Below are 22498 nucleotides of genomic sequence, written 5' to 3'. Positions count from 1 at the left end.
TCTCGCTGGCTTGACGGCGACAGGACGGTACGGACAACCCCATCATCCGGACCTGCCCCATGCCATTTTCCTTTCGCGCCCTGCGTTTGGGGCTGATCACCCTGCTGATCCTGGCCGGCACTGCGCTCAGTGCCAGCTGGGCCATGCAACAGGCCAAGCGCCAAGCCATGGAGGAGGATGCCCGCCGCGCCAGCCAACAGTTGGGGCTGTACGCCACCTCGCTGCATACCTTGATCGAACGCTATCGCGCCCTGCCTGCGGTGCTGGCACTGGACCCTGAACTGATCCAGGCACTGCGCGGCCCGATCAGCGAGCCTTTGCAGAACGCACTCAACCGCAAGCTCGAACGCATCAATGGTGCCGCCAACTCCTCCACCCTGGAGCTGCTCGACAGCACCGGGCTGGCCGTGGCGGCCAGCAACTGGCGGCTGCCCACCACCTACGTAGGCTCCAACTACGGCTTTCGCCCGTATTTCAAGCAAACCCGCAGCCAGGGCAGCGGCCGTTTCTATGCCGTGGGCGTGACCAGCGGCGTGCCGGGGTATTTCCTGTCCAGTGCAGTCACCGATGAACAAGGGCGCTTTCTCGGGGCCATGGTGGTCAAGCTGGAGTTTCCCGAACTTGAACGCGAGTGGCGCCAGGGCAACGACATCCTGCTGGTCAGCGACGCCCGCGGTATCACCTTCATCGCCAACCAGGACGGCTGGCGCTACCGCGAACTGCAACCGCTCAGCGGCCCCGATCGCGCAGAACTGGCCGAGACCCGCCAGTACGACAAGCAGCCGCTGATACCGCTGCAGCATCAGGTGCTGACCCGCTTCGCCAGCAACAGCACCCTCAGCCGCGTGCAGGGGCCTGATGGGCAGGCCGAGTACCTGTGGGAAAGCCTGCCGCTGGAAAGTGAAGACTGGACCTTGCACCTGTTGCGCAAACCACAACTGGCCGCTGATGGCCGTAACGCAGCCCTGGGCGCGGCCGCCGCGTGGCTGAGCCTGGTGTTCGCCGCACTGTTGGTCAGCCAGCGGCTGCGCCTGGCCCGCTTGCGCCGGCGCAGCCGCGAAGAGCTCAAGCGCCAGGTGGAAGAGCGCACCCGCGAGCTGCGTACCGCCCAGGAGGGCCTGGTGCAGTCGGCCAAGCTGGCCGCACTGGGGCAGATGTCAGCCGCCATGGCCCACGAGATCAACCAGCCACTGACAACCCAGCGCATGCAACTGGAAACCCTGCGCCTGCTGCTTGATCACGGCCGTTACGAAGAGGCACGCCAGGCGCTGGAGCCGCTGGAGCAGATGCTCACGCGCATGGCCGCGCTGACCAGCCACCTGAAAACCTTCGCCCGTAACAGCCCGGTCGGTCTGCGCGAGCGGCTGGACCTGGCGACCGTCGTCGATCAGGCCTTGCACCTGCTGGACACACGCATCCGTAACGACGAGGTCGAAGTGGCGCTCTACCTGGCCCGCCCGGCATGGGTGCGCGGTGATGCGATCCGCCTGGAGCAGGTGCTGATAAACCTGCTGCGCAACGCCCTCGACGCCATGGCCGACAAACGTTACAAACGCCTGGAAATCCGCATCGAGCCCGAGCACGATCAATGGCGCCTGAGCGTGCTCGACTCTGGCGGCGGGATTGCCGAGCCCGACCTGGCCAAAGTGTTCGACCCCTTCTTCACCACCAAACCCGTGGGTGAGGGGCTCGGCCTGGGCCTGGCGATTTCCTATGGCATCATCCATGAGGCCGGCGGCCAACTGCAGGCCGAAAACCTGCCAGGCGGTGCGCGCCTGAGCCTAACTCTGCCCCGCGACCTGGAGCCTGTATGTTGAATTCAGTGATCGTCGTCGATGATGAAGCCAGCATTCGAAGCGCCGTCGAGCAATGGTTGAACCTGTCTGGTTTCAACGTGCAATTGTTCGCCCGCGCCGAGGACTGCCTGGCTCAGTTGCCCCGTCATTTTCCAGGGGTCGTGATCAGTGACGTGCGCATGCCGGGCATGGGTGGCTTGCAGCTGCTCGAGCGCGTGCAGGCCGATGACCCGGACCTGCCGATCATCCTGCTGACCGGGCATGGCGATGTGCCGATGGCGGTGGAAGCCATGCGCAACGGTGCCTATGACTTCCTGGAAAAACCTTTCACCCCACAGCACCTGCTCGGTAGCCTGCGCCGCGCGCTGGAGAAGCGCCAGCTGGTGCTGGAGAACCGCCGCCTGCATGAGCAGGCAGACCTCAAGTCGCGCCTGGAATCCACGCTTCTGGGTATGTCCCAAGGCCTGCAACAATTGCGTCGGCAGGTGCTGGACCTGGCCAGCCTGCCGGTCAATGTGCTCATCCGCGGCGAAACCGGCAGTGGCAAGGAGCGCGTGGCGCGCTGCCTGCACGACTTCGGCCCGCGTGCTGGCAAACCCTTCGTGGCACTCAACTGCGCAGCCATTCCTGAGTCGCTGTTCGAAGCCGAGCTGTTCGGCCACGAAAGCGGTGCCTTTACCGGCGCCCAGGGCAAGCGCATCGGCAAGCTCGAATATGCCAACGGCGGCACGGTGTTTCTCGATGAAATAGAAAGCATGCCACTGGCCCAGCAAGCCAAACTGCTGCGGGTGATCCAGGAGCAGAAGCTGGAAAGGCTGGGGGCCAATCAGAGCATCAGTGTGGACCTGCGAATCATCGCCGCAACCAAGCCTGACCTGCTTGAAGAAGCGCGGGCCGGGCGTTTTCGCGAAGACCTGGCCTACCGGCTGAATGTCGCCGAGCTGCGCCTGGCGCCGTTGCGCGAGCGGCGCGAGGACATCCCGCTGTTGTTCGAACATTTCGCCCATGCCGCAGCCCAGAAACTCGGCCGCTCAGCCCCGCCGCTGTCGGGTACGCAACTGGCGCAGCTGCTGTCCCATGACTGGCCGGGCAACGTGCGGGAACTGGCCAATGCCGCCGAACGCCACGCCCTGGGTTTGGGTTCGCCGAGCCTGGACAGCTTGCCTGCAGGCCATTCCCTGGCAGCGCAGACGGAAGCGTTCGAGGCGCAATGCCTGCGCGCGGCACTGCGCTTGCACAAGGGCGAAATCAAAGGGGTGATGCACGACCTGCAACTGCCCAGGCGCACCCTCAACGAAAAAATGCAGCGCCATGGGCTGGTACGCGAGGATTTCATCGCAAAGGAATGAGCGGAAATCCGCCTATAGGCTTACCTCAATAAGCAAAAATCCGCTTACTGCTACGTATTTTCATAGGCCTGCCCTGCAGTTCCTCACCTGCGAGCTCGCGCCGATGCAACCGCGACGGGCCAGCAGCAGCGCGCCTCCCGTGGCCCCGGCACGCCCACCAACGGCGCGACGCGCCCTCAAATGAATCACCACGCACCCGTTTGGCACACCTTCTGCAATCTCGCTGGCAAGCTGCGCTTCGGCGCGCTCCACAAAAACAACGAGAAGGTATCCCTGATGGATAACGCCACCTCCCTGCCAACCGGGGCAGCTGTCGCGCCCGCCGCAGAAAGAACCACCGCCAGCCGCCTCAAGTCGATCTTCAGCGGCTCCATCGGCAACATGGTCGAATGGTACGACTGGTACGTCTACGCAGCATTCTCGCTGTATTTCGCCAAGGCCTTCTTCCCTGCCGGCGACTCCACCGCACAACTGCTCAACACCGCCGCGATCTTCGCCGTGGGCTTCCTCATGCGCCCGATCGGTGGCTGGCTGATGGGCCTTTACGCCGACCGCAAAGGGCGCAAGGCTGCGTTGATGGCGTCTGTGCTGCTGATGTGCGCCGGCTCCCTGGTTATCGCCCTGACGCCGGGTTACGAAACCATCGGCGTCGCCGCCCCCGTCCTGCTGGTCATCGCCCGCTTGCTGCAGGGCCTGTCGGTGGGTGGTGAATACGGCACCTCGGCGACCTACCTCAGCGAAATGGCCAGCAAGGACCGCCGTGGTTTCTTCTCCAGCTTCCAGTACGTCACCCTGATTTCCGGCCAGCTCATCGCCCTGGCGGTACTGATCGTTCTGCAGCAGACGCTGACCACCGAGCAACTGTATGCCTGGGGCTGGCGCGTGCCGTTCGTGATTGGCGCACTGTGCGCGGTGGTCGCGCTGTATCTGCGCCGTGGCATGGAAGAAACCGCCTCGTTCACCAAGAAGGAAAAGGCCAAGGAAAGCCTGATGCGCACCCTGATGCGCCACCCCAAGGAACTGATGACCGTGGTCGGCCTGACCATGGGCGGCACCTTGGCCTTCTATACCTACACCACCTACATGCAGAAGTACCTGGTCAACACCGTCGGCATGAGCATCAGTGATTCGACCACCATCTCGGCGGCCACGCTGTTCCTGTTCATGTGCCTCCAGCCAATCATTGGCGGCCTGTCCGACAAGATCGGCCGTCGCCCGATCCTGATTGCCTTTGGCGTGCTGGGCACCCTGTTCACCGTGCCGATCCTCAGCACCCTGCACACCATCCAGACCTGGTGGGGTGCGTTCTTCCTGATCATGGCCGCGTTGATCATCGTCAGCGGTTACACCTCGATCAACGCCGTGGTCAAGGCGGAACTGTTCCCGACCGAGATTCGCGCGCTGGGCGTCGGTCTGCCTTACGCCCTGACCGTCTCGATCTTCGGCGGCACCGCAGAATACGTAGCCCTGTGGTTCAAGAGCGCCGGGATGGAGAGCGGTTTCTACTGGTACGTCACAGCGTGCATCGCTTGTTCGTTGTTGGTGTACGCAACCATGAAGGACACCAAGCAGCATTCGCGGATTACTACTGACTGACCGTGATCCTGCGGTTTGAAAAGGGGCGCCCAAGTAACTGGGCGCCCCTTTTTTCGTTGTGCAAAAACGCATTTGTGATGCCGCTGAGTGCAGGGCTTGAGTGTTCTGCCGCCCGTGACACCTGCCCTTCAGCCAACCCAATACCCGCCTTAACTCCGCATTAATTCCGCTGCGCCATCCTGCATACGCTGATAAGCCCATTGCACGCGAACTGCCTCACCGGCGTTCCGGTGGCTTCACCAAGTGCGATGTTCGCCATTGGCGGGCCCAAAAACATCTATTAATTCGATCTGTTAGTGCGGATTTTTGCGCTTTTTAATCAAATTAATCGGCGTAGCATTGAACCCATAGAAACGAAACACCTCTTGAACCCAACGGAGCAACGACCATGAAAAACAAACTGATCCTTACCCTGGCCTTCTCGGTTTTCGCCACTGGCGCCTTTGCCGAAGATGGATTCGATCGCACCAACGGCCACAGCTTCGCAGCGGCCCACAGCCAAGCGGCCACTTACGCTGAAGACGGTTTCGACCGTACCGGTGCACAGCGCTTCGCCGAAGACGGCTTCGACCGTACCGGTGCTCAACGCTTCGCCGAAGATGGCTTCGACCGCACTGGCGCACAACGCTTCGCCGAAGACGGCTTCGACCGCACTGGCGCTCAACGCTTCGCCGAAGATGGCTTCGACCGCACTGGCGCACAACGCTTCGCCGAAGACGGCTTCGACCGCACCAACGCCCACCGCATCAGCTGATCCCTGATGCGTGCCACCAGCCCGGCCTCGGTCGGGCTTGATCATTTCCAGGCGGGCACAAGCTTGGCACACTAGGCGCCTCGTCCCCTCTGGAGGTAGGGCCCCAAGCCCCGCAGATGTACTACTACGAACCCGCCAAAGGCCACAGCCTGCCCCACGACCCGTTCAATGCCATCGTCGGCCCACGTCCGATCGGCTGGATCTCCTCCCAGGACCGCGAAGGCCGCTTGAACCTCGCGCCCTACAGTTTCTTCAACGCCTTCAACTACATCCCGCCAATCATCGGTTTCTGCAGCGTCGGGCGCAAAGACAGCCTGAACAATATCGAGCAGACCGGCGAGTTCGTCTGGAACCTGGCCACCCGCCCGCTGGCCGAAGCCATGAACCAGAGCTGCGCAGCCGTACCGGCAGAGGTCAACGAATTCGACTTGAGCGGGTTGAGCGCAACCCCGTCGAGCCTGGTGAAGGTGCCCCGTGTGGGCGAAACCCCGGTGGCCTTCGAATGCAAGGTGAGCCAGATCGTCCAGCTCACGCGGGCCGACCAGGAGCCGGTGCCGAGCTGGCTGATACTGGGCGAAGTGGTGGCGGTGCACATCGCTGAGCACCTGCTCAAGGACGGTATCTACGATACCGCGGCCGCCGAGCCGATCTTGCGAGGCGGTGGCCCGGCGGACTACTTCGAACTGGGCAACCTGTTCAAGATGAGAAGGCCACAGGTGTGATCACCAGAGCAATTCGCCCTCTTCACCCACGCCCTTGAGGCGATCAAGCTCAGCGCAGGCGGCCTCGTCGGCCGCCATGGCGCTCTTGAACACCTGGCCATCGAGCACCTTGTGGAAACGCGGCGCTCCCCCCATGCCCAAGGCCTTGACCGCGATAGCAGCGTAGTAGCCGCCGCCCTCCACCGGGACCATCGCCGAAACCGCTTCGAAATGCGGGAATTCTCTACGTGCCATTGCTGCAATCCGCGTCGTTGATCAAGGGGCGGGATTCTACCCCGCGCGGCGTGGCATTCAACCAAAGGTATGCAGATCCAGGCTGCTGACCACCTGGGCTTGCACCAGCTCGCCGAACACCTGCAGGGCTGGCGACTCGAAATAACCTGTCATCGCCTGCTGGTCACGCCAGCTCCCGCTGAGCAGCCACAGATCGGCATCGGCCTGCGAGCGCTGTACGGTAAAGCTCAGGCAGCCAGGCGCGCTCAGCGAGGGTTCGAGCAGGTCCCGCAAACGCACGCCGAGCTCTGCCGAGCGACCACTGCTGGCACGGATGAAAGCCAAATGGGTGACCGGTTGTAGAAGGGCCATTGCACGATCTCCTTGGAGCAGATGGACGGGAAAACCAGGCTGCCAAGGTTAGTGGCGCCCTCGCGCGGCGCGTTAGGCCATTACTGCACGCCGATTGCCTGATCCTGCCGCGCGGCAGGATCAGGCAATCGGCGTGCAGCTTTGGACTAGCGCCCAGCATTGCCCAAACCTATGCTGCGTCGGTCAGCAGAGGAAAGCCATCATGACCACCGTCCCGTCCATTGATCCGACTCTGGAAGTGCAGCGCCAGGAACTGGCCGAGCTGATCGGACGACATGCCGGCGAGGCCCACGGCCCCGCGTCGGCCATCGACGACTTGTACCTGGTGCGCTACACCGAGAACGTGCGCTCGGTGCCGACCTTGGCCCAGCCGGCTCTGTGTGTCCTTGCCCAAGGCAGCAAGACGCTGTTTCTGGGCGACGAGCAGTATGCCTACGACCCGCTGCATTACATGGTGGTATCGGTGACCCTGCCGCTCAGCGGCGCGAAGCTCGATGCCAGCCCGGAAAACCCCAGCCTGGGCCTGCGCCTGGACCTCGACCCGGCCGAGATCAGCCAGTTGATCGCCGAAAGCGGGCCGATGCTGGTGCCCAACCTGCCCTCAGGCCGTGGTTTGTACGTGGAAAGGACCGATCCGCAACTGCTCGACGCGCTGCTGCGGCTGATTCGCCTGCTGGACTCGCCGCGTGACATCGCCATGCTCGCGCCGCTGATCCGCCGGGAAATCCTTTACCGACTGCTGCGCGGCCCTCAGGGCTACCGCCTGTATGAAATAGCCCTGGCCAACAGCCAGACGCACCGGGTGTGCCAAGCCATTACCTGGCTCAATCAGAACTTCCACCAGCCGCTACGCATCGAGGACCTGGCGCGTGAGGTCAACCTCAGCACGTCAACCTTGCACCACAGGTTCAAGGCCGTGACCTCCATGAGCCCGTTGCAATACCAGAAGCAATTGCGCCTGCAGGAGGCCCGCCGCCTGATGCTCAACGACGGCCTCGAGGCGGCGGTGGCAGGTTACCGGGTGGGCTATGAAAGCCCCTCGCAGTTCAGCCGCGAATACAGCCGGCTGTATGGCGCCCCGCCGATTCGGGATGTGGCACGGCTGCGGGCCAGTGCCGGGTGATGGTTTACGGGCTCAGCCTTTGACCGCTGCCTGCCACTGGTTCTGATCGACCTGGATCAACGTCGGCCCATTACGCTCCACGGCCCTCCCCAGGGCCGCCTGCAGCTGCTGCACATCGCCGACCTGTTCCGCTTCAGCCCCCAAGGCACGTGCCACGCCGATGAAATCAGGGGTATGGATATCCACCCCGACCGGCTCGATGGCACGGTTGACCATGTACTTCTTGATTTCCTCATAGCCCTGGTTGTTCCACAACAGCACGATAAGCGGCACCTGGGCCTCCACCGCACTGGCCAGCTCCGGCAAAGTGAACTGCAGCCCACCGTCCCCGATCAGGCACACTGCCGGGGCACGCGCGGCGGGTCGCTCGGCACTGCCCAGCCACGCCCCCATCGCCGCTGGCAGCGCATAACCCAAGGTGCCGTAGCCGGTCGAGGCATTGAACCAACGGCGTGGCTGGTCCATATCCAGGGTCAGGTTGCCGCTGTACACAGGCTGCGTCGAATCGCCCACCAGGATGGCGTTGGGCAAACGTTCCAGAATGCTGGTCAGCAAACGGGTCTGGCTCAGGGTTGGCGGGTCCCATGTCGCACTCAGTGACGCGCGCAGGCGCGCTACGCGTGCCGCCCCCCACGCGCCCTCGCGAGCAGGCTGTGGCAGGTCGTGCAGGGCATCGAGCAGTGCCTGCGCTGCCAGCTCGGCATCGGCGACCAGCGCCAGCTCCGGCAAGTAGTTGCGTACGGTCTGGTCCGGATCGATGTCGATGCGCAGCAGTGCGCCAGGGATTTCAAAGCCGCCCTTGAATGTCACGTCGTAGTCGGTTTCAGCTAGCTCGGTGCCAATCGCCAGCACGACATCTGCCTCTGCCACCAGCGCACGGGTAGCGACCAGCGACTGGGTCGAACCGATCTGCAACGGATGGTCAGAGGGCAGCAGGCCCTTGGCATTGATGGTGAGTGCCACCGGTGCCTGCAGATACTCGGCCATGCGCGCCAACGCAGGGCCGGCAGCCAACGCACCGCCGCCGGCCAGGATCAATGGCTTGCGCGCCTTGCCCAGACGTTCGGCCATCCGTGCCACCGCCTGCGGCGCAGCGCCCGCCCGGCTGCTGCGCACAGGGCGCCCCGGTAGCAGGTGGTCGGCAGGCTCGACCAGCACATCCAACGGAATCTCGATATGAACCGGGCGCGGCCGGGCGCCATCGAAGACGGCGAACGCGCGCGCCAGTACCTGCGGCAAGTCATCAGCGCTCATCAAGGTGTGCGAGAACGCGGCCACCCCAGCCACCAGGGCGCTCTGATTGGGCAGCTCGTGCAGCTTGCCACGCCCCCCGCCCAGCTGGCTGCGCGACTGCACGCTGGAAATCACCAGCATCGGGATCGAATCAGCGTAAGCCTGGCCCATCGCGGTGGTGATGTTGGTCATCCCGGGGCCGGTGATGATGAAACATACCCCCGGCGTGCCACGCGTACGCGCATAGCCGTCAGCCATGAAGCCCGCGCCTTGCTCGTGGCGCGGTGTGACATGCCGGATCGACGAGCCCGCCAGGCCTCGGTAGAGTTCCACGGTATGCACGCCGGGAATGCCGAAAACATGGTCAACGCCATAGCCTTCGAGGAGTTTGACCAGTACTTCGCCGCAGGTAGTCATCACGTTTCACCTTGTATCCGTTGAAATCTGCGCTCATTGGACCCAACCGGGGCTATCGCGACAAGGCAAAAAAAAACATACTAGCCATGTCTTTAAATCATGGCTTGAGCGATGAAACGCCTACCACCGCTTTCCTCCCTGCACACCTTCCTGATCACCGCCCAGCACTGCAACTTCACCCGTGCCGCACAGCAGTTGCATATCACCCAGGGCGCCGTCAGCCGGCAGATCGCTGGGCTCGAAGAGCACCTGGGGTACGCCTTGTTCCAGCGCCAGGCCCGTGGCCTGAGCCTGACCCGTGAAGGGCAAGACTGGCTGCCGCGCGTGCAGCAGGTATTCGCCTTGATCGATCAGGGCGTACGGGAAGTGGGCGGGCGCAGCGCGACCCTCCAGCTCAAGGCGCCGACCTGCGTGATGCGCTGGTTGCTGCCGCGCCTGATGGAATGGCAGGCGCTGCGCCCGGATGTGCCTGTGGAGCTGACCACCACAGTGCAGCATGGCGTGGATTTTCGTCGTGAAGGGTTCGATGCAGCGGTCGTCTACGGCGATGCGCCGAACCATGGGCTGCACGTGTGCAAGCTGTTCGAGGAACAGCTCACGCCGGTATGCGCCCCCTCGTTACTGGCAGGGCCGGTGCCACTGAAAGAGGTTGGGGACCTTCAGCGCCACATGCTGCTGCACCCCTCGCGGGATGAACATGACTGGCGCCTATGGCTACAAGCCGCTGGGGTCGCCTTCGACACTCAAGGGCCCAGGCAGCATTTCGAAACCTTGGACATGGCCATGGCAATGGCCTCCCAGGGCACCGGGGTGGCCATAGGTGATTGGGCGCTGATAGGTGACGACCTTAAAAGCGGCAGGCTGTGCATGCCGTTCGGGCTCAAGGTGATGACCGGCAAAGGCTATTACCTGGCCTGTCAGGCCAGGAATGTGCCGCCTGGGCTGGTCGAGTTGATGGCTTGGCTGCAAGCGCGCGCCAACCGCTGAACGGCTGGGCCCGAAGCGCGGCAGTATCGGCAAGCACCGGCCAACGAATGCCCTAGGGTGCTTGCCCGTTGAGCGCCGCCCGCCAGGCGGAACGGCGCCATGCCGGTCACTCGTCGACGCTCATGTATTCCTTGGCCCAGCGGATGTAGTCCTCAGGCTGGGTGTAGGTGTGCGACAGCTCGGTGGCGGTGAGGTTTTCCGACTTGTTCTGCCGACCGCGCTGCAGGCGCAGGCAGTCATAAGTGGCCTTGATCGCGGCAAAATAGGCGGCATGGCCATCGACCACGATCCGCACGCCAAGGCGCGCCAGGCGCTCATCGTCGTGCAGGTTCGGGTTGGCATAGGTCACCAGCATCAGCGGCACGCTCAGGTGCTCGGCAATCTGCTCCAGTTGCTCGAAGTCTTTGACACCCACCATGCAGATGGCGTCGGCACCGGCCTTCTGGTAGCTCTGCGTGCGCACGATGATTTCTTCGGTGCTGAGCACACCGGCGTTGGTCCGGGCAATGATCGACAGCGAAGCGTCTACCCGTGCCTCCAGCGCCGCACGGATCTTGCCAACGCCCTCCTCGACCGGGATCAGGTCGGTGGACTTGCGCCCGAACTGGGCCGGCAGCAGCGTGTCTTCGATCGTCAGCGCAGCCACACCGGCGCGTTCCAGTTCGACGACGGTGCGCATGACGTTCAGCGCATTGCCATAACCGTGGTCGGCATCGGCGAGCACCGGCAGCTGGGCCACCCGGCCGATGCGGGTAGCCTGCTCGACGAATTCACTCAGCGTGATAAGGGCGAAGTCTGGTGCGGCCAGCACCTGCAGCGAGGCGACCGAGCCGCCGAGAATGCCGACTTCAAAGCCCAGGTCAGCGGCGATACGCGCCGACATCGGGTCGAACACGGACGCCGTGTGATAGCAGGAACCTGAAGCGAGCAGCTCGCGGAAGGCAAAACGCAGATCTTGATGGGAAGCCTTGGGCATGATCACTCCGCTTATACGTGAAATTGAACGGTTGCTACCGACCCCTGAATCGGGTCTACCTGACCTGTTCCAACCGTCGCCATCTGGGCGGTCATGCTCGACATGCAGGCAGAGGAATAAAAGGTGTGGGAAACAGCGGCACTGGAAACCTGCGACATAATGTTGCACCACGCTGGTGCAACCCCAGGATTCAAGGCTCTGCGGCCTATGCACGATATCACGCGGCCATGCAGCACTGGATGAATGCGCCAATGCCGATCTTGCATAGGCGATGCAGATAGTGGATAGGTAGCTACCTAAGTCGGGTTACAATTGCACACTTGATTGCACACTTGATGCCGACCCGTTTCGCGGGCCGCCCAAGCCACCGCCGTCCTTCAAACAAGGTACCCCCGTGACCGCCGCCCTGCCTCCTGCTGGCCTGCGTAACGTGCTCAACGCGTTGATGCTGGCCATTTTCCTTGGCGCCCTGGACCAGACCATCGTCGCCGTCTCACTGCCCGCCATTTCCGCGCAGTTCAATGACGTCGGGCTGCTGGCCTGGGTGATTTCGGGCTACATGGTGGCGATGACCGTGGCGGTGCCGATCTACGGGAAGCTGGGGGACCTGTATGGGCGCCGGCGCATGATCCTTACCGGCATCAGTCTGTTCACCCTGGCCTCCATCGCCTGCGCCCTGGCCCAAGACATGCAACAACTGGTGCTGGCGCGCGTACTGCAAGGCATCGGTGCGGGCGGAATGGTCTCGGTGAGCCAGGCGATCATCGGCGACTTCGTGCCGCCGCGCGAGCGTGGGCGCTACCAGGGCTATTTCAGCAGCATGTATGCCGCAGCGAGTGTGGCAGGGCCGGTGCTAGGTGGCTGGCTGACCGAATACCTGTCGTGGCGCTGGGTGTTCTGGATCAACCTGCCCTTGGGCATGGTCGCCCTCTGGGCCCTCCACCGCGCCCTACGGGGCATACCCGTGCAACGGCGGCGGGCCCAGGTGGACTATGTGGGGGCGGTTTTGTTGATCCTTGGCCTGGGCAGCCTGCTACTGGGCATTACCCTGGTCGGCCAGGGCCATGCCTGGACTGCGCCTGCCGTGGTGGCCCTGTTCGCCTGCGCCGGGCTTGGCGCGGCCTTGTTCATCGGGCATGAACGTCGCTGCCAGGAGCCATTGCTGCCACTGGGGCTGTTCGGCAACCGGGTTGCCGTGCTGTGCTGGGCGGTGATTTTCTTCGCCAGCTTTCAATCGATCTCTCTGACCATGCTGATGCCCCTGCGTTACCAGGGCATCACCGGGGCCGGGGCCGACAGCGCGGCGCTACACCTGCTGCCCTTGGCCATCGGCTTGCCTATCGGTGCATTCACCGGCGGGCGCATGACCAGCTTCACTGGCCGCTACAAGCCGCAGATCCTCGCCGGTGCGTTGCTGATGCCGGTGGCAATCTTCGCCATGGCCATCACCCCACCACAGTCGGGGGTACTCAGCGCGCTATTCATGCTGTTCACCGGGATCGCCTGCGGGCTGCAGTTCCCGACATCGCTGGTAGGCACACAGAGCGCCGTGGACAGCAAGGACATCGGCGTGGCCACCAGCACGACCAACCTGTTCCGCTCACTGGGCGGCGCGATGGGCGTGGCATGCATGTCCAGCGTATTGCTGGCACTGCTGCATCAGGGTGGGTTCGAGTTGCTGGGTAATCCGTTGCTGGGGAGCCTGCAGGCAGGCGAAGCGGACCCAGCAACCCAGGCACGATTACTGCAAACCTTCAGGTACCTGCTGCTGGGCAGCGCCGCAGTGGCGATGCTCGGGCTGATCGCGGCGGTGGCATTGCCAGACCGGCAGTTGCGTGGACGCTAGGGGCACACCTTGAAGGTATTAATCATCCCTTAATACTCAGGGAAAACACTCCCTCACACTCCTTAACAAAGTGTCATTTGCGCAACGCCGGGCTCCAGCGCAGCATATCCAGCCCGGTGTCCACCCATTGATCGGCATCGCGCAACAGATCGAAGCTGTCTGGCAGGAGCAACCAGCGCCCGATCAGGCCATCGACATAGGCAAACAGGGCCACGGCCGCTCGCTCCACATCCAGCCCGGCCGGCAACTGTTCACGGCGTACGGCATTGGCCAACGCCAAGGTAATGCCTTCGTGGCAATCCAGCACCGCGCCTTGGCGCTGCTGGCGAATTTCACACATGTCATCGGTGAACTCGCACTTGTGATGCAAGATCTCATTGATACGCCGGGTCCGGGCGTCGAGCACCAGCTCGTTGAACACTTGCAACAGCAGCTTGCGCATGCAGCCAAGGGGGTCCAGCTCGTCCTCGCTTTCACTGGCGCGCGCCAAGTGGTCATGGGTTTCGTGCAGGCTGTCGAGCAGCGCCTGGACCAACTCCGCCTTGTTGTTGAAATGCCAGTAGATGGCACCGCGGGTCACGCCCGCCAGCTCGGCGATGTCAGCAAGGGTGGTTCGTGCAACCCCACGCTTGTAGAAAGCCTTTTCCGCCGCCTCGATGATCTGAGTTCGGGTTTCCTGGGCTTCTTCTTTGGTTCGACGGACCATGGCAGTACAACCTCATCTGGGCCCACAGGCACGTTGCCGGTGGGGAATCCGCCGGGGTCACCTCTGAAGGGCGCCTCCGGATGGGCTAATCAAGGGGCCGGATAGTAGCCAAGTACCACCCTACGGTATTTACAAACAACCATGAATGTAAGTATATTCGTTAGTAAGCTATTTATCCAACCTGATAGCATTTTTTCTGACAAGACTCTTCCATTACTCTTGAGCGTCTCCCTGCTCTAGCGACCCGAGGATCCTCATGCAATTCAAGCCAGCCGTTACCGCTCTGGTTTCCGCCGTCGCCCTGGCAACTCTGCTAAGTGGCTGTAAGAAAGAAGAAGCCGCGCCCGCAGCACAGGCTCCTCTGGTCGGCGTCGTGACAATCCAGCCCCAGGCCTTCACCTTGACCTCCGAGCTGCCGGGGCGCACCAGCGCCTATCGCGTTGCCGAAGTGCGCCCACAGGTCAATGGCATCATTCTCAAGCGCCTGTTCAAGGAAGGCAGCGACGTCAAGGCCGGTCAGCAGCTGTACCAGATCGACCCTGCCGTCTACGAGGCGACCTTGGCCAACGCCCAGGCCAACCTGCAGGCCACCCGCTCGCTGGCCGAGCGCTACAAGCAGCTGATCGACGAACAGGCGGTGTCCAAGCAGGAATACGACGACGCCAATGCCAAACGATTGCAGGCCGAGGCCGCGCTCAAGAGCGCCCAGATCGATCTGCGCTATACCAAGGTACTGGCGCCGATCAGTGGCCGTATCGGTCGCTCGTCGTTCACCGAAGGTGCGCTGGTGAGCAATGGCCAGACCAATGCCATGGCTACCATCCAGCAACTCGACCCGATCTACGTCGATGTCACGCAGTCCACCGCCGAGTTGCTCAAACTGCGTCGTGACCTGGAAAGTGGCCAGCTGCAGAAGTCCGGCGACAACGCCGCCTCCGTCCAGCTGGTGCTTGAAGACGGCAGCCTGTTCAAGCAGGAAGGTCGCCTGGAGTTCTCCGAAGTGGCGGTCGACGAGACCACAGGTTCGGTGACGCTGCGCGCCATCTTCCCCAACCCTGACCACACCCTGCTGCCCGGCATGTTCGTGCACGCGCGGCTCAAGGCCGGGGTCAACAGCAATGCCATCCTGGCCCCGCAGCAAGGCGTGACCCGTGACCTCAAGGGTGAACCGACTGCGCTGGTAGTCAACCAGGAGAACAAGGTCGAACTGCGCCAGCTCAAGGCCAGCCGCACCCTGGGCAGCGATTGGCTGATCGAAGAAGGCCTGAACCCGGGCGACCGCCTGATCACCGAAGGCCTGCAGTACGTGCGCCCAGGTGTCGAGGTCAAGGTCGGCGATGCCACCAACGTCAAGAAACCGGGCAGCCCTGATCAGGCCAGCTCGGCCAAAGCAGACGCCAAAGCGGAGTAAACCATGTCGAAGTTCTTTATCGATCGCCCGATCTTCGCCTGGGTGATCGCCTTGGTGATCATGCTCGTCGGCGCTTTGTCGATCCTGAAGCTGCCGATCAACCAGTACCCGAGCATTGCGCCGCCGGCCATCGCCATCTCCGTGACCTACCCGGGCGCCTCGGCGCAAACCGTGCAGGACACCGTGGTGCAGGTGATCGAGCAGCAGCTCAACGGCATCGACAACCTGCGTTATGTGTCCTCGGAGAGCAACTCCGACGGCAGCATGACCATCACCGCCACCTTCGAGCAGGGCACCAACCCTGATACCGCGCAGGTTCAGGTACAGAACAAGCTGAACCTGGCCACCCCACTGCTGCCGCAGGAAGTGCAGCAGCAAGGTATCCGCGTCACCAAGGCAGTGAAGAACTTCCTGATGGTGATCGGCCTGGTGTCAGAAGACGGCACCATGACCAAGGATGACCTTGCCAACTACATCGTTTCCAACATGCAGGACTCGATTTCGCGTACGGCAGGTGTGGGTGACTTCCAGGTATTCGGTGCACAGTACGCAATGCGTATCTGGCTCGATCCGGCCAAGCTGAACAAATTCCAGCTGACCCCGGTCGACGTCAAGAACGCGGTCGCCGCGCAGAACGTGCAGGTCTCCTCCGGCCAGCTCGGTGGCCTGCCTGCCATGCCGGGCACCCAGCTGAACGCCACCATCATCGGCAAGACCCGCCTGCAGACCGCCGAGCAGTTCGAGAAGATCCTGCTCAAGGTCAACAGCGACGGTTCGCAGGTTCGCCTGAGTGATGTTGCCCAGGTCGGCCTGGGTGGCGAAAACTACGCCATCAGCGCCCAGTTCAACGGCAAGCCGGCCTCGGGCCTTGCGGTCAAGCTGGCAACCGGTGCCAACGCCCTGGATACCGCCACGGCCTTGCGCAACACCATCAGCGAGCTGGAGCCGTTCTTCCCGCCAGGGGTGAAAGCGGTATTCCCGTATGACACCACACCGGTGGTCACCGAATCGATCAGCGGGGTTATCCACACCCTGATCGAAGCCGTGGTCCTGGTATTCCTGGTGATGTACCTGTTCCTGCAGAACTTCCGCGCCACCATCATTACCACCATGACCGTACCGGTGGTATTGCTGGGCACCTTCGGCATCCTTGCCGCAGCGGGCTTCAGCATCAACACCCTGACCATGTTCGCCATGGTTCTGGCCATTGGCTTGTTGGTGGACGACGCCATCGTCGTGGTGGAGAACGTCGAACGGGTCATGTCCGAGGAAGGCTTGCCGCCCAAAGAGGCAACCAAGCGGTCGATGGAGCAGATTCAGGGCGCGCTGGTGGGCATCGCCCTGGTACTGTCGGCAGTACTGCTGCCGATGGCCTTCTTCGGTGGCTCCACGGGGGTGATCTACCGGCAATTCTCCATCACCATCGTCTCGGCCATGGGCCTGTCGGTGCTGGTGGCGCTGATCTTCACCCCGGCCCTGTGCGCCACCATGCTCAAGCCACTCAAAAAGGGCGAGCACCATGTAGCCAAAGGTGGCTTCTTCGGCTGGTTCAACCGTAACTTCGACCGCGGCGTGAACGGCTACGAGCGCAGCGTGGGCACCATCCTGCGCAACAAGGTGCCGTTCCTGCTGGGCTATGTCTTGATTGTCGTCGGCATGATCTGGCTGTTCACCCGCATCCCTACCGCGTTCCTGCCAGAGGAAGACCAGGGCGTACTGTTCGCCCAGGTACAGACCCCGGCCGGTTCCAGTGCTGAGCGCACCCAGGTGGTGATCGACAACATGCGTGATTACCTGCTCAAGGACGAAGCCGATACCGTGTCGTCGGTGTTCACCGTCAACGGCTTCAACTTTGCCGGTCGCGGGCAAAGCTCGGGCATGGCGTTCATCATGCTCAAGCCATGGGACGAGCGCACCAAGGAGAACAGCGTGTTCGGCCTGGCCGAGCGTGCCCAGCAGCACTTCTTCAGCTTCCGTGATGCGATGGTGTTCGCCTTCGCGCCGCCTGCGGTAATGGAACTGGGTAACGCCACCGGCTTCGACGTATTCCTTCAGGACCGTGGGGGCGTCGGCCATGCAAAACTGATGGAAGCGCGCAACCAGTTCCTGGCCAAGGCTGGCCAGAGCAAGGTGCTCAGCGGCGTGCGCCCGAACGGCCTGAACGATGAGCCGCAGTACCAGCTGACCATCGATGACGAACGTGCCAGCGCCCTGGGCGTGACCATCTCCGACATCAACAACACCCTGTCGATTGCCTTGGGTGCCAGCTACGTCAACGACTTCATCGACCGCGGCCGGGTCAAGAAGGTGTACATCCAGGGCGAAGCGAACGCCCGGATGAGCCCGGAAGACCTGCAGAAGTGGTACGTGCGCAACGGCGAAGGCGAGATGGTGCCGTTCTCGTCCTTCGCCACCGGCGAGTGGACCTACGGTTCGCCCAAGCTCTCGCGCTACAACGGCGTCGAGGCGATGGAAATCCTCGGTGCCCCGGCCCCTGGCTACAGTACCGGTGAAGCCATGGCCGAGGTGGAGCGTATCGCTGGCGAACTGCCGGACGGTATCGGCTACTCCTGGACCGGCATGTCCTACGAGGAAAAACTCTCCGGCTCGCAGATGCCGGCACTGTTCGCCCTCTCGATCCTGTTCGTGTTCCTGTGCCTGGCTGCACTGTATGAAAGCTGGTCGATCCCGATCGCCGTCGTGCTTGTCGTTCCACTGGGCATCATCGGTGCGCTGATCGCCACCAGCCTGCGCGGCCTGTCCAATGACGTGTACTTCCTGGTCGGCCTGCTGACTACCATCGGCCTGGCGGCGAAGAACGCGATCCTGATCGTGGAATTCGCCAAGGAACTGCACGAGCAAGGCAAGAGCCTGTTTGACGCAGCGATCGAGGCATGCCGCATGCGTCTTCGCCCGATCATCATGACCTCGCTGGCATTCATCCTGGGCGTGGTACCGTTGACCATTTCCAGCGGCGCGGGCGCGGGCAGCCAGCATGCCATCGGTACTGGGGTAATTGGCGGCATGATCAGTGCGACCGTGCTGGCCATCTTCTGGGTACCGCTGTTCTTCGTCGCAGTGTCGTCGCTGTTCGGCAGCAAAAAGCCGGAAAAGGACGCCACCCCTGAAACTCCACGTTATGAGGCTGGGCAATGACCAAGTCTTTGTTGTCCCTTGCGGTAACCGCTTTCATTCTCGGCGGCTGCTCGCTGATCCCTGACTACCAGACCCCGGAAGCACCGGTGGCTGCGCAGTGGCCGCAAGGCCCTGCGTACTCGCCGACCGAGTCGGCCGATGTGGCCGCCGCCGAACAGGGCTGGCGCCAGTTCTTCCACGACCCGGCACTGCAGCAGTTGATCCAGACTTCGCTGGTCAACAACCGCGACCTGCGCGTGGCGGCGCTGAACCTCGATGCCTACCGTGCGCAGTACCGCATCCAGCGCGCTGACCTGTTCCCGGCGGTTTCGGCCACTGGCAGCGGCAGCCGCCAGCGCGTCCCGGCTGACCTGTCGACCACCGGCGAAGCCAACATCACCAGCCAGTACTCGGCCACCCTGGGTGTCAGCGCCTATGAGCTGGACCTGTTCGGCCGCGTACGCAGCCTGACCGAGCAGGCTCTGGAAACCTACCTGTCCAGTGAGCAGGCGCGGCGCTCCACGCAGATCGCCCTGGTGGCCAGCGTGGCCAACGCCTACTACACCTGGCAGGCCGACCAGGCGCTGTTCAAGCTGACCGAAGAAACGCTCAAGACCTACGAAGAAAGCTACAACCTGACCCGCCGCAGCAACGAAGTCGGTGTGGCGTCGGCGCTCGACCTCAGCCAGGCGCGCACCGCTGTGGAAGGGGCACGGGTCAAGTACTCGCAATACCAGCGCCTGGTAGCCCAGGACCTCAACAGCCTGGCTGTGCTGGTGGGTACCGGCATCCCGGCCGACCTGCCCAAGCCGCTGGGGCTCGATGCCGACCAGCTGGCGGAAGTGCCGGCTGGCCTGCCGTCGGACCTTCTTCAGCGCCGCCCGGACATTCAGGAAGCCGAACACCTGCTCAAGGCCGCCAATGCCAACATTGGCGCAGCGCGCGCAGCGTTCTTCCCGAGCATCAGCCTGACCGCCAACGCGGGCACCCTGAGCCCGGACATGGACGGGCTGTTCAAGGGTGGTTCGGGGACCTGGCTGTTCCAGCCGCAGATCAACCTGCCGATCTTCAACGCCGGCAGCCTGAAGGCCAGCCTGGACTATTCGAAGATCCAGAAGGACATCAACGTCGCCAAGTATGAAAAGACCATCCAGACCGCCTTCCAGGAAGTCTCCGATGGCCTGGCGGCGCGCAAGACCTTCGAAGAGCAGTTGCAGGCGCAACGTGACCTGGTGCAGGCGAACCAGGATTATTACCGCCTGGCCGAACGCCGTTACCGCATCGGCATCGACAGCAACCTGACCTTCCTCGATGCCCAGCGCAACCTGTTCAGTGCACAGCAGTCACTGATCACCGATCGCCTGTCGCAGCTGACCAGCGAGGTCAACCTGTATAAAGCGCTCGGCGGTGGCTGGTATGAGAAGACTGGCCAGGCCAATCAGCAGGCATCGGCGGCAACACCGAAGAGCTGAGTGCTCGGGTTGAAAGCACCAAGCCCATCCCTGGCGGTGCTGCCAGTCAGTCCAGCGTATTGGGGCCGCTTTGCGGCCCATCGCCGGCAAGCCGGCTCCCACAGGGATGGACTGCACCCCGAAAGATGGAGGGATGTCCACTGTCTGAGGTGCACCCCAGAACTCTGTGGGAGCCGGCTTGCCGGCGATGGGGTGCGTAGCAGCCCTGAAAACGCTTACTGGCTGTCATGACTGCCAGGGATGTTTATACATCACCACGCTGCCTGACAAATAATTAACCACCTGGAACATTCCGTTCGATTATCGCCCGCTTCCGCTTGCGGCGAATTGCCTCACCGCTGCCCTCCCCCGCACCATCCTCCCCAGCAACACGTTGCCAATTTGACAGAAAAGACCCGCCCTGCAGGCCGCACGCTGCAGCGCACCGGTTCGCCAATAAAAACAAGAGATCCACGACAGATGAGCATTTCGCACCCCGCACGCCAGCTGCTGCCCGGCCTGTTGGCCATCTCCTGCGCCCTCCCCGCATTGGCCGCCGAAGGCGGTTTCATGGAGGACGCCAAGGCCACCCTCAACCTGCGCAACTTTTACATCAACCGCAACTTCGTCGACCCGGCGCACTCCCAAGCCAAGGGCGAGGAATGGACGCAGAGTTTCATCCTCGATGCCCGCTCCGGCTTCACTCAGGGCGTCGTAGGCTTCGGCGTGGATGTGCTGGGCATGTACTCGGTCAAGCTCGACGGCGGCAAAGGCACCACCAACACCCACCTGCTACCGGTCCACGATGACGGCCGGCCTGCCGACGACTTCGGCCGCCTGGGCGTTGCGCTGAAAGCCAAGCTGTCGCAGACCGAGCTGAAAGTAGGCGAATGGATGCCCGTGCTGCCGATCCTGCGCTCGGATGACGGCCGCTCGCTGCCGCAGACCTTCCGTGGCGGCCAGCTCACCTCGAAAGAGATCGAGGGCCTGACCCTGTACGCAGGTCAGTTCCGCGCCAACAGCCCGCGCAACGACGCAAGCATGGAAGACATGTCGCTCAACGGCCGAGCGGCGTTCACCTCCGATCGTTTCAACTTTGGCGGTGGCGAATACACCTTCAACGACAAGCGCACGATGATCGGCGTGTGGGATGCCCAGCTCAAGGACATCTACCGTCAGCAGTACATCAACCTGGTACATAGCCAGCCGCTGGGCGAATGGACCCTGGGCGCCAACCTCGGCTACTTCATCGGCAAGGAAGACGGCGCCGAACGTGCAGGCCAGCTCGACAACCGCACTGCCTCGGCGATGCTCTCTGCACGCTACAAGGGCAACACCTTCTACGTCGGCCTGCAGAAAGTCAGTGGCGACGATGCCTGGTTGCGGGTCAACGGCACCAGCGGTGGCACCCTGGCCAACGACAGCTACAACTCCAGCTTCGACAATGCCAAGGAACGGTCCTGGCAGGTGCGCCATGACTTCAACTTCGTCAGCGTCGGTATTCCGGGCCTGACCCTGATGAACCGCTACATCAAAGGTGACAATGTCACCTCTGGCAGCATCGAGGACGGCAAGGAATGGGCGCGGGAAACCGAACTGGCCTACGTGGTGCAGTCGGGGTCATTCAAGGATCTTTCGGTGAAATGGCGCAACTCCACCATGCGCAGGGACTTCAGCACCAACGCGTTCGATGAGAACCGGTTGATCGTCAGCTACCCGTTGAACCTGTTGTGATCCCCCGGCCATCAGCCATGCGCAGTGCCACCATTCGCTAAGCTGATGATGGTGGTGCGCCACAGGCTATCCTGAGCATCATGAGTGGCCTGTGCCCCCACCACGGCGGCACAGGCTACCCCATGCAGGCAGGCCACCGAGGGAGGAACGACAATGAAAAACCTCGTCGAACACCTGAGCCAGTACGCAAGCTACCACCGCGACCCACGCAATATCGCTACCCACTTCGTCGGCATTCCGCTGATCGTGCTGGCAGTGACCATCCTGCTGTCGCGCCCAGGCTGGGACGTGGCCGGGGTGTGGCTGTCCCCTGCCCTGCTGGCCGCTGCGGCGTCGGTGTGGTTCTACCTGCGCCTGGACCTGCGTTTCGGCTTGGTGATGGGTTTGCTGCTGGGGCTGTGCCTATGGGTTGGCCAGGCATTGGCGCTGCAAAGCACCGCGCTGTGGCTCAGTGCTGGGGCAGGAGCGTTCGTGCTGGGCTGGATCATCCAGTTCGTCGGGCATTACTACGAAGGCCGCAAGCCTGCCTTCGTCGACGATATCAGTGGGCTGATCATAGGGCCGCTGTTCGTGGTGGCAGAAGCGGCATTCATGCTGGGCATGTGCCCGGCGCTCAAGCAGGCTGTGGAGGCCAATGCCGGGCCGGTGGCGCTGCGCTCTGTGTAGGCGCGACCCAA

18 protein-coding genes are annotated in these 22498 nt (G+C 62.8%); 13 read left to right on the top strand and 5 right to left on the bottom strand.

The window, feature by feature from the left end; all coding sequences use genetic code 11:
• Positions 1 to 59: 59 nt before the first annotated feature.
• From OSW16_RS05330 to OSW16_RS05310, 5 genes are all read left to right on the top strand, one after another.
• Positions 60 to 1817 (top strand): ATP-binding protein, encoded by a 1758-nt coding sequence (locus tag OSW16_RS05330; protein ID WP_267821284.1) that lies wholly within the window; start codon positions 60 to 62, stop codon positions 1815 to 1817.
• Complete coding sequence (locus tag OSW16_RS05325) at positions 1811 to 3145, top strand: sigma-54-dependent transcriptional regulator (protein WP_267821282.1); 1335 nt, start codon at positions 1811 to 1813, stop codon at positions 3143 to 3145. The genes OSW16_RS05330 and OSW16_RS05325 overlap by 7 nt, the downstream gene beginning before the upstream one ends.
• Before the next feature lie 276 nt (positions 3146 to 3421).
• A complete protein-coding gene (locus OSW16_RS05320) occupies positions 3422 to 4741 on the top strand; it encodes an MFS transporter (protein WP_241804801.1) in 1320 nt (439 codons plus the stop codon).
• Positions 4742 to 5129: 388 nt separating this feature from the next.
• On the top strand, positions 5130 to 5495 hold the full coding sequence (locus OSW16_RS05315) for a heme utilization protein (RefSeq protein ID WP_241804800.1): 366 nt from the start codon (positions 5130 to 5132) through the stop codon (positions 5493 to 5495).
• A gap of 116 nt (positions 5496 to 5611) precedes the next feature.
• Positions 5612 to 6217 carry a flavin reductase family protein gene (locus tag OSW16_RS05310; protein WP_267821279.1) on the top strand — a complete coding sequence of 202 codons (606 nt, stop codon included), beginning with the start codon at positions 5612 to 5614 and terminating at the stop codon, positions 6215 to 6217.
• Here the strand turns inward: OSW16_RS05310 and OSW16_RS05305 are convergent, their stop codons facing one another.
• Together OSW16_RS05305 and OSW16_RS05300 are read right to left on the bottom strand one after the other, a co-directional pair.
• Positions 6218 to 6451 (bottom strand): hypothetical protein, encoded by a 234-nt coding sequence (locus OSW16_RS05305; RefSeq protein WP_267821276.1) that lies wholly within the window; start codon positions 6449 to 6451, stop codon positions 6218 to 6220. It abuts the gene before it with no gap.
• A 57-nt stretch (positions 6452 to 6508) separates the two neighbouring features.
• Positions 6509 to 6802, bottom strand: coding sequence for an antibiotic biosynthesis monooxygenase family protein (locus tag OSW16_RS05300; protein WP_241804797.1), 294 nt, complete (start codon positions 6800 to 6802; stop codon positions 6509 to 6511).
• Between the two features lie 202 nt (positions 6803 to 7004).
• Here OSW16_RS05300 and OSW16_RS05295 point away from each other — a divergent pair, with 202 nt between their 5' ends.
• Positions 7005 to 7925, top strand: coding sequence for an AraC family transcriptional regulator (locus OSW16_RS05295; protein WP_267821274.1), 921 nt, complete (start codon positions 7005 to 7007; stop codon positions 7923 to 7925).
• Between the two features lie 12 nt (positions 7926 to 7937).
• Here the strand turns inward: OSW16_RS05295 and OSW16_RS05290 are convergent, their stop codons facing one another.
• Positions 7938 to 9575 (bottom strand): 5-guanidino-2-oxopentanoate decarboxylase, encoded by a 1638-nt coding sequence (locus OSW16_RS05290; protein ID WP_267821272.1) that lies wholly within the window; start codon positions 9573 to 9575, stop codon positions 7938 to 7940.
• A 111-nt stretch (positions 9576 to 9686) separates the two neighbouring features.
• Between OSW16_RS05290 and OSW16_RS05285 the strand changes: the two genes are divergently transcribed.
• Entirely contained in the window at positions 9687 to 10562 is an 876-nt protein-coding gene (locus OSW16_RS05285) for a LysR substrate-binding domain-containing protein (protein ID WP_267821270.1), read from the top strand.
• Between the two features lie 106 nt (positions 10563 to 10668).
• Here OSW16_RS05285 and OSW16_RS05280 read toward each other — a convergent pair whose 3' ends face one another.
• Positions 10669 to 11538 (bottom strand): isocitrate lyase/PEP mutase family protein, encoded by an 870-nt coding sequence (locus tag OSW16_RS05280; RefSeq protein ID WP_241804793.1) that lies wholly within the window; start codon positions 11536 to 11538, stop codon positions 10669 to 10671.
• Positions 11539 to 11932: 394 nt separating this feature from the next.
• Between OSW16_RS05280 and OSW16_RS05275 the strand changes: the two genes are divergently transcribed.
• Positions 11933 to 13384: an MDR family MFS transporter gene (locus OSW16_RS05275; RefSeq protein WP_267821267.1), complete on the top strand. Its 1452-nt coding sequence runs from the start codon at positions 11933 to 11935 to the stop codon at positions 13382 to 13384.
• Positions 13385 to 13457: 73 nt separating this feature from the next.
• On the opposite strand, the gene OSW16_RS05270 is transcribed toward OSW16_RS05275, so the two are convergent.
• The gene (locus tag OSW16_RS05270) at positions 13458 to 14090 is read right to left on the bottom strand and encodes a TetR family transcriptional regulator (RefSeq protein ID WP_267821265.1); all 633 of its coding nucleotides are present in this window, start codon (positions 14088 to 14090) and stop codon (positions 13458 to 13460) included.
• Positions 14091 to 14346: 256 nt separating this feature from the next.
• Here OSW16_RS05270 and ttgA point away from each other — a divergent pair, with 256 nt between their 5' ends.
• The 5 genes from ttgA (at position 14347) to OSW16_RS05245 (ending at position 22487) form a co-directional block, all read left to right on the top strand.
• On the top strand, positions 14347 to 15501 hold the full coding sequence (gene ttgA / locus OSW16_RS05265; RefSeq protein WP_267821263.1) for a toluene efflux RND transporter periplasmic adaptor subunit TtgA: 1155 nt from the start codon (positions 14347 to 14349) through the stop codon (positions 15499 to 15501).
• 3 nt (positions 15502 to 15504) lie between these two features.
• The gene (gene ttgB, locus OSW16_RS05260) at positions 15505 to 18657 is read left to right on the top strand and encodes a multidrug efflux RND transporter permease subunit TtgB (protein ID WP_267821260.1); all 3153 of its coding nucleotides are present in this window, start codon (positions 15505 to 15507) and stop codon (positions 18655 to 18657) included.
• Positions 18654 to 20108, top strand: coding sequence for an AdeC/AdeK/OprM family multidrug efflux complex outer membrane factor (locus tag OSW16_RS05255; RefSeq protein ID WP_267821258.1), 1455 nt, complete (start codon positions 18654 to 18656; stop codon positions 20106 to 20108). The genes ttgB and OSW16_RS05255 overlap by 4 nt, the downstream gene beginning before the upstream one ends.
• 459 nt (positions 20109 to 20567) lie before the next feature.
• Positions 20568 to 21821 carry an OprD family porin gene (locus OSW16_RS05250; RefSeq protein WP_267821256.1) on the top strand — a complete coding sequence of 418 codons (1254 nt, stop codon included), beginning with the start codon at positions 20568 to 20570 and terminating at the stop codon, positions 21819 to 21821.
• 153 nt (positions 21822 to 21974) lie between these two features.
• Positions 21975 to 22487, top strand: coding sequence for a DUF962 domain-containing protein (locus OSW16_RS05245; RefSeq protein WP_241804786.1), 513 nt, complete (start codon positions 21975 to 21977; stop codon positions 22485 to 22487).
• Positions 22488 to 22498 lie beyond the last annotated feature (11 nt).

Source organism: Pseudomonas putida, from assembly GCF_026625125.1.
Taxonomy (GTDB): Bacteria; Pseudomonadota; Gammaproteobacteria; order Pseudomonadales; family Pseudomonadaceae; genus Aquipseudomonas; species Aquipseudomonas putida_X.
Note: the sequence above shows the minus strand (reverse complement) of the source record. Positions and strands in the feature narration are given on the sequence as shown.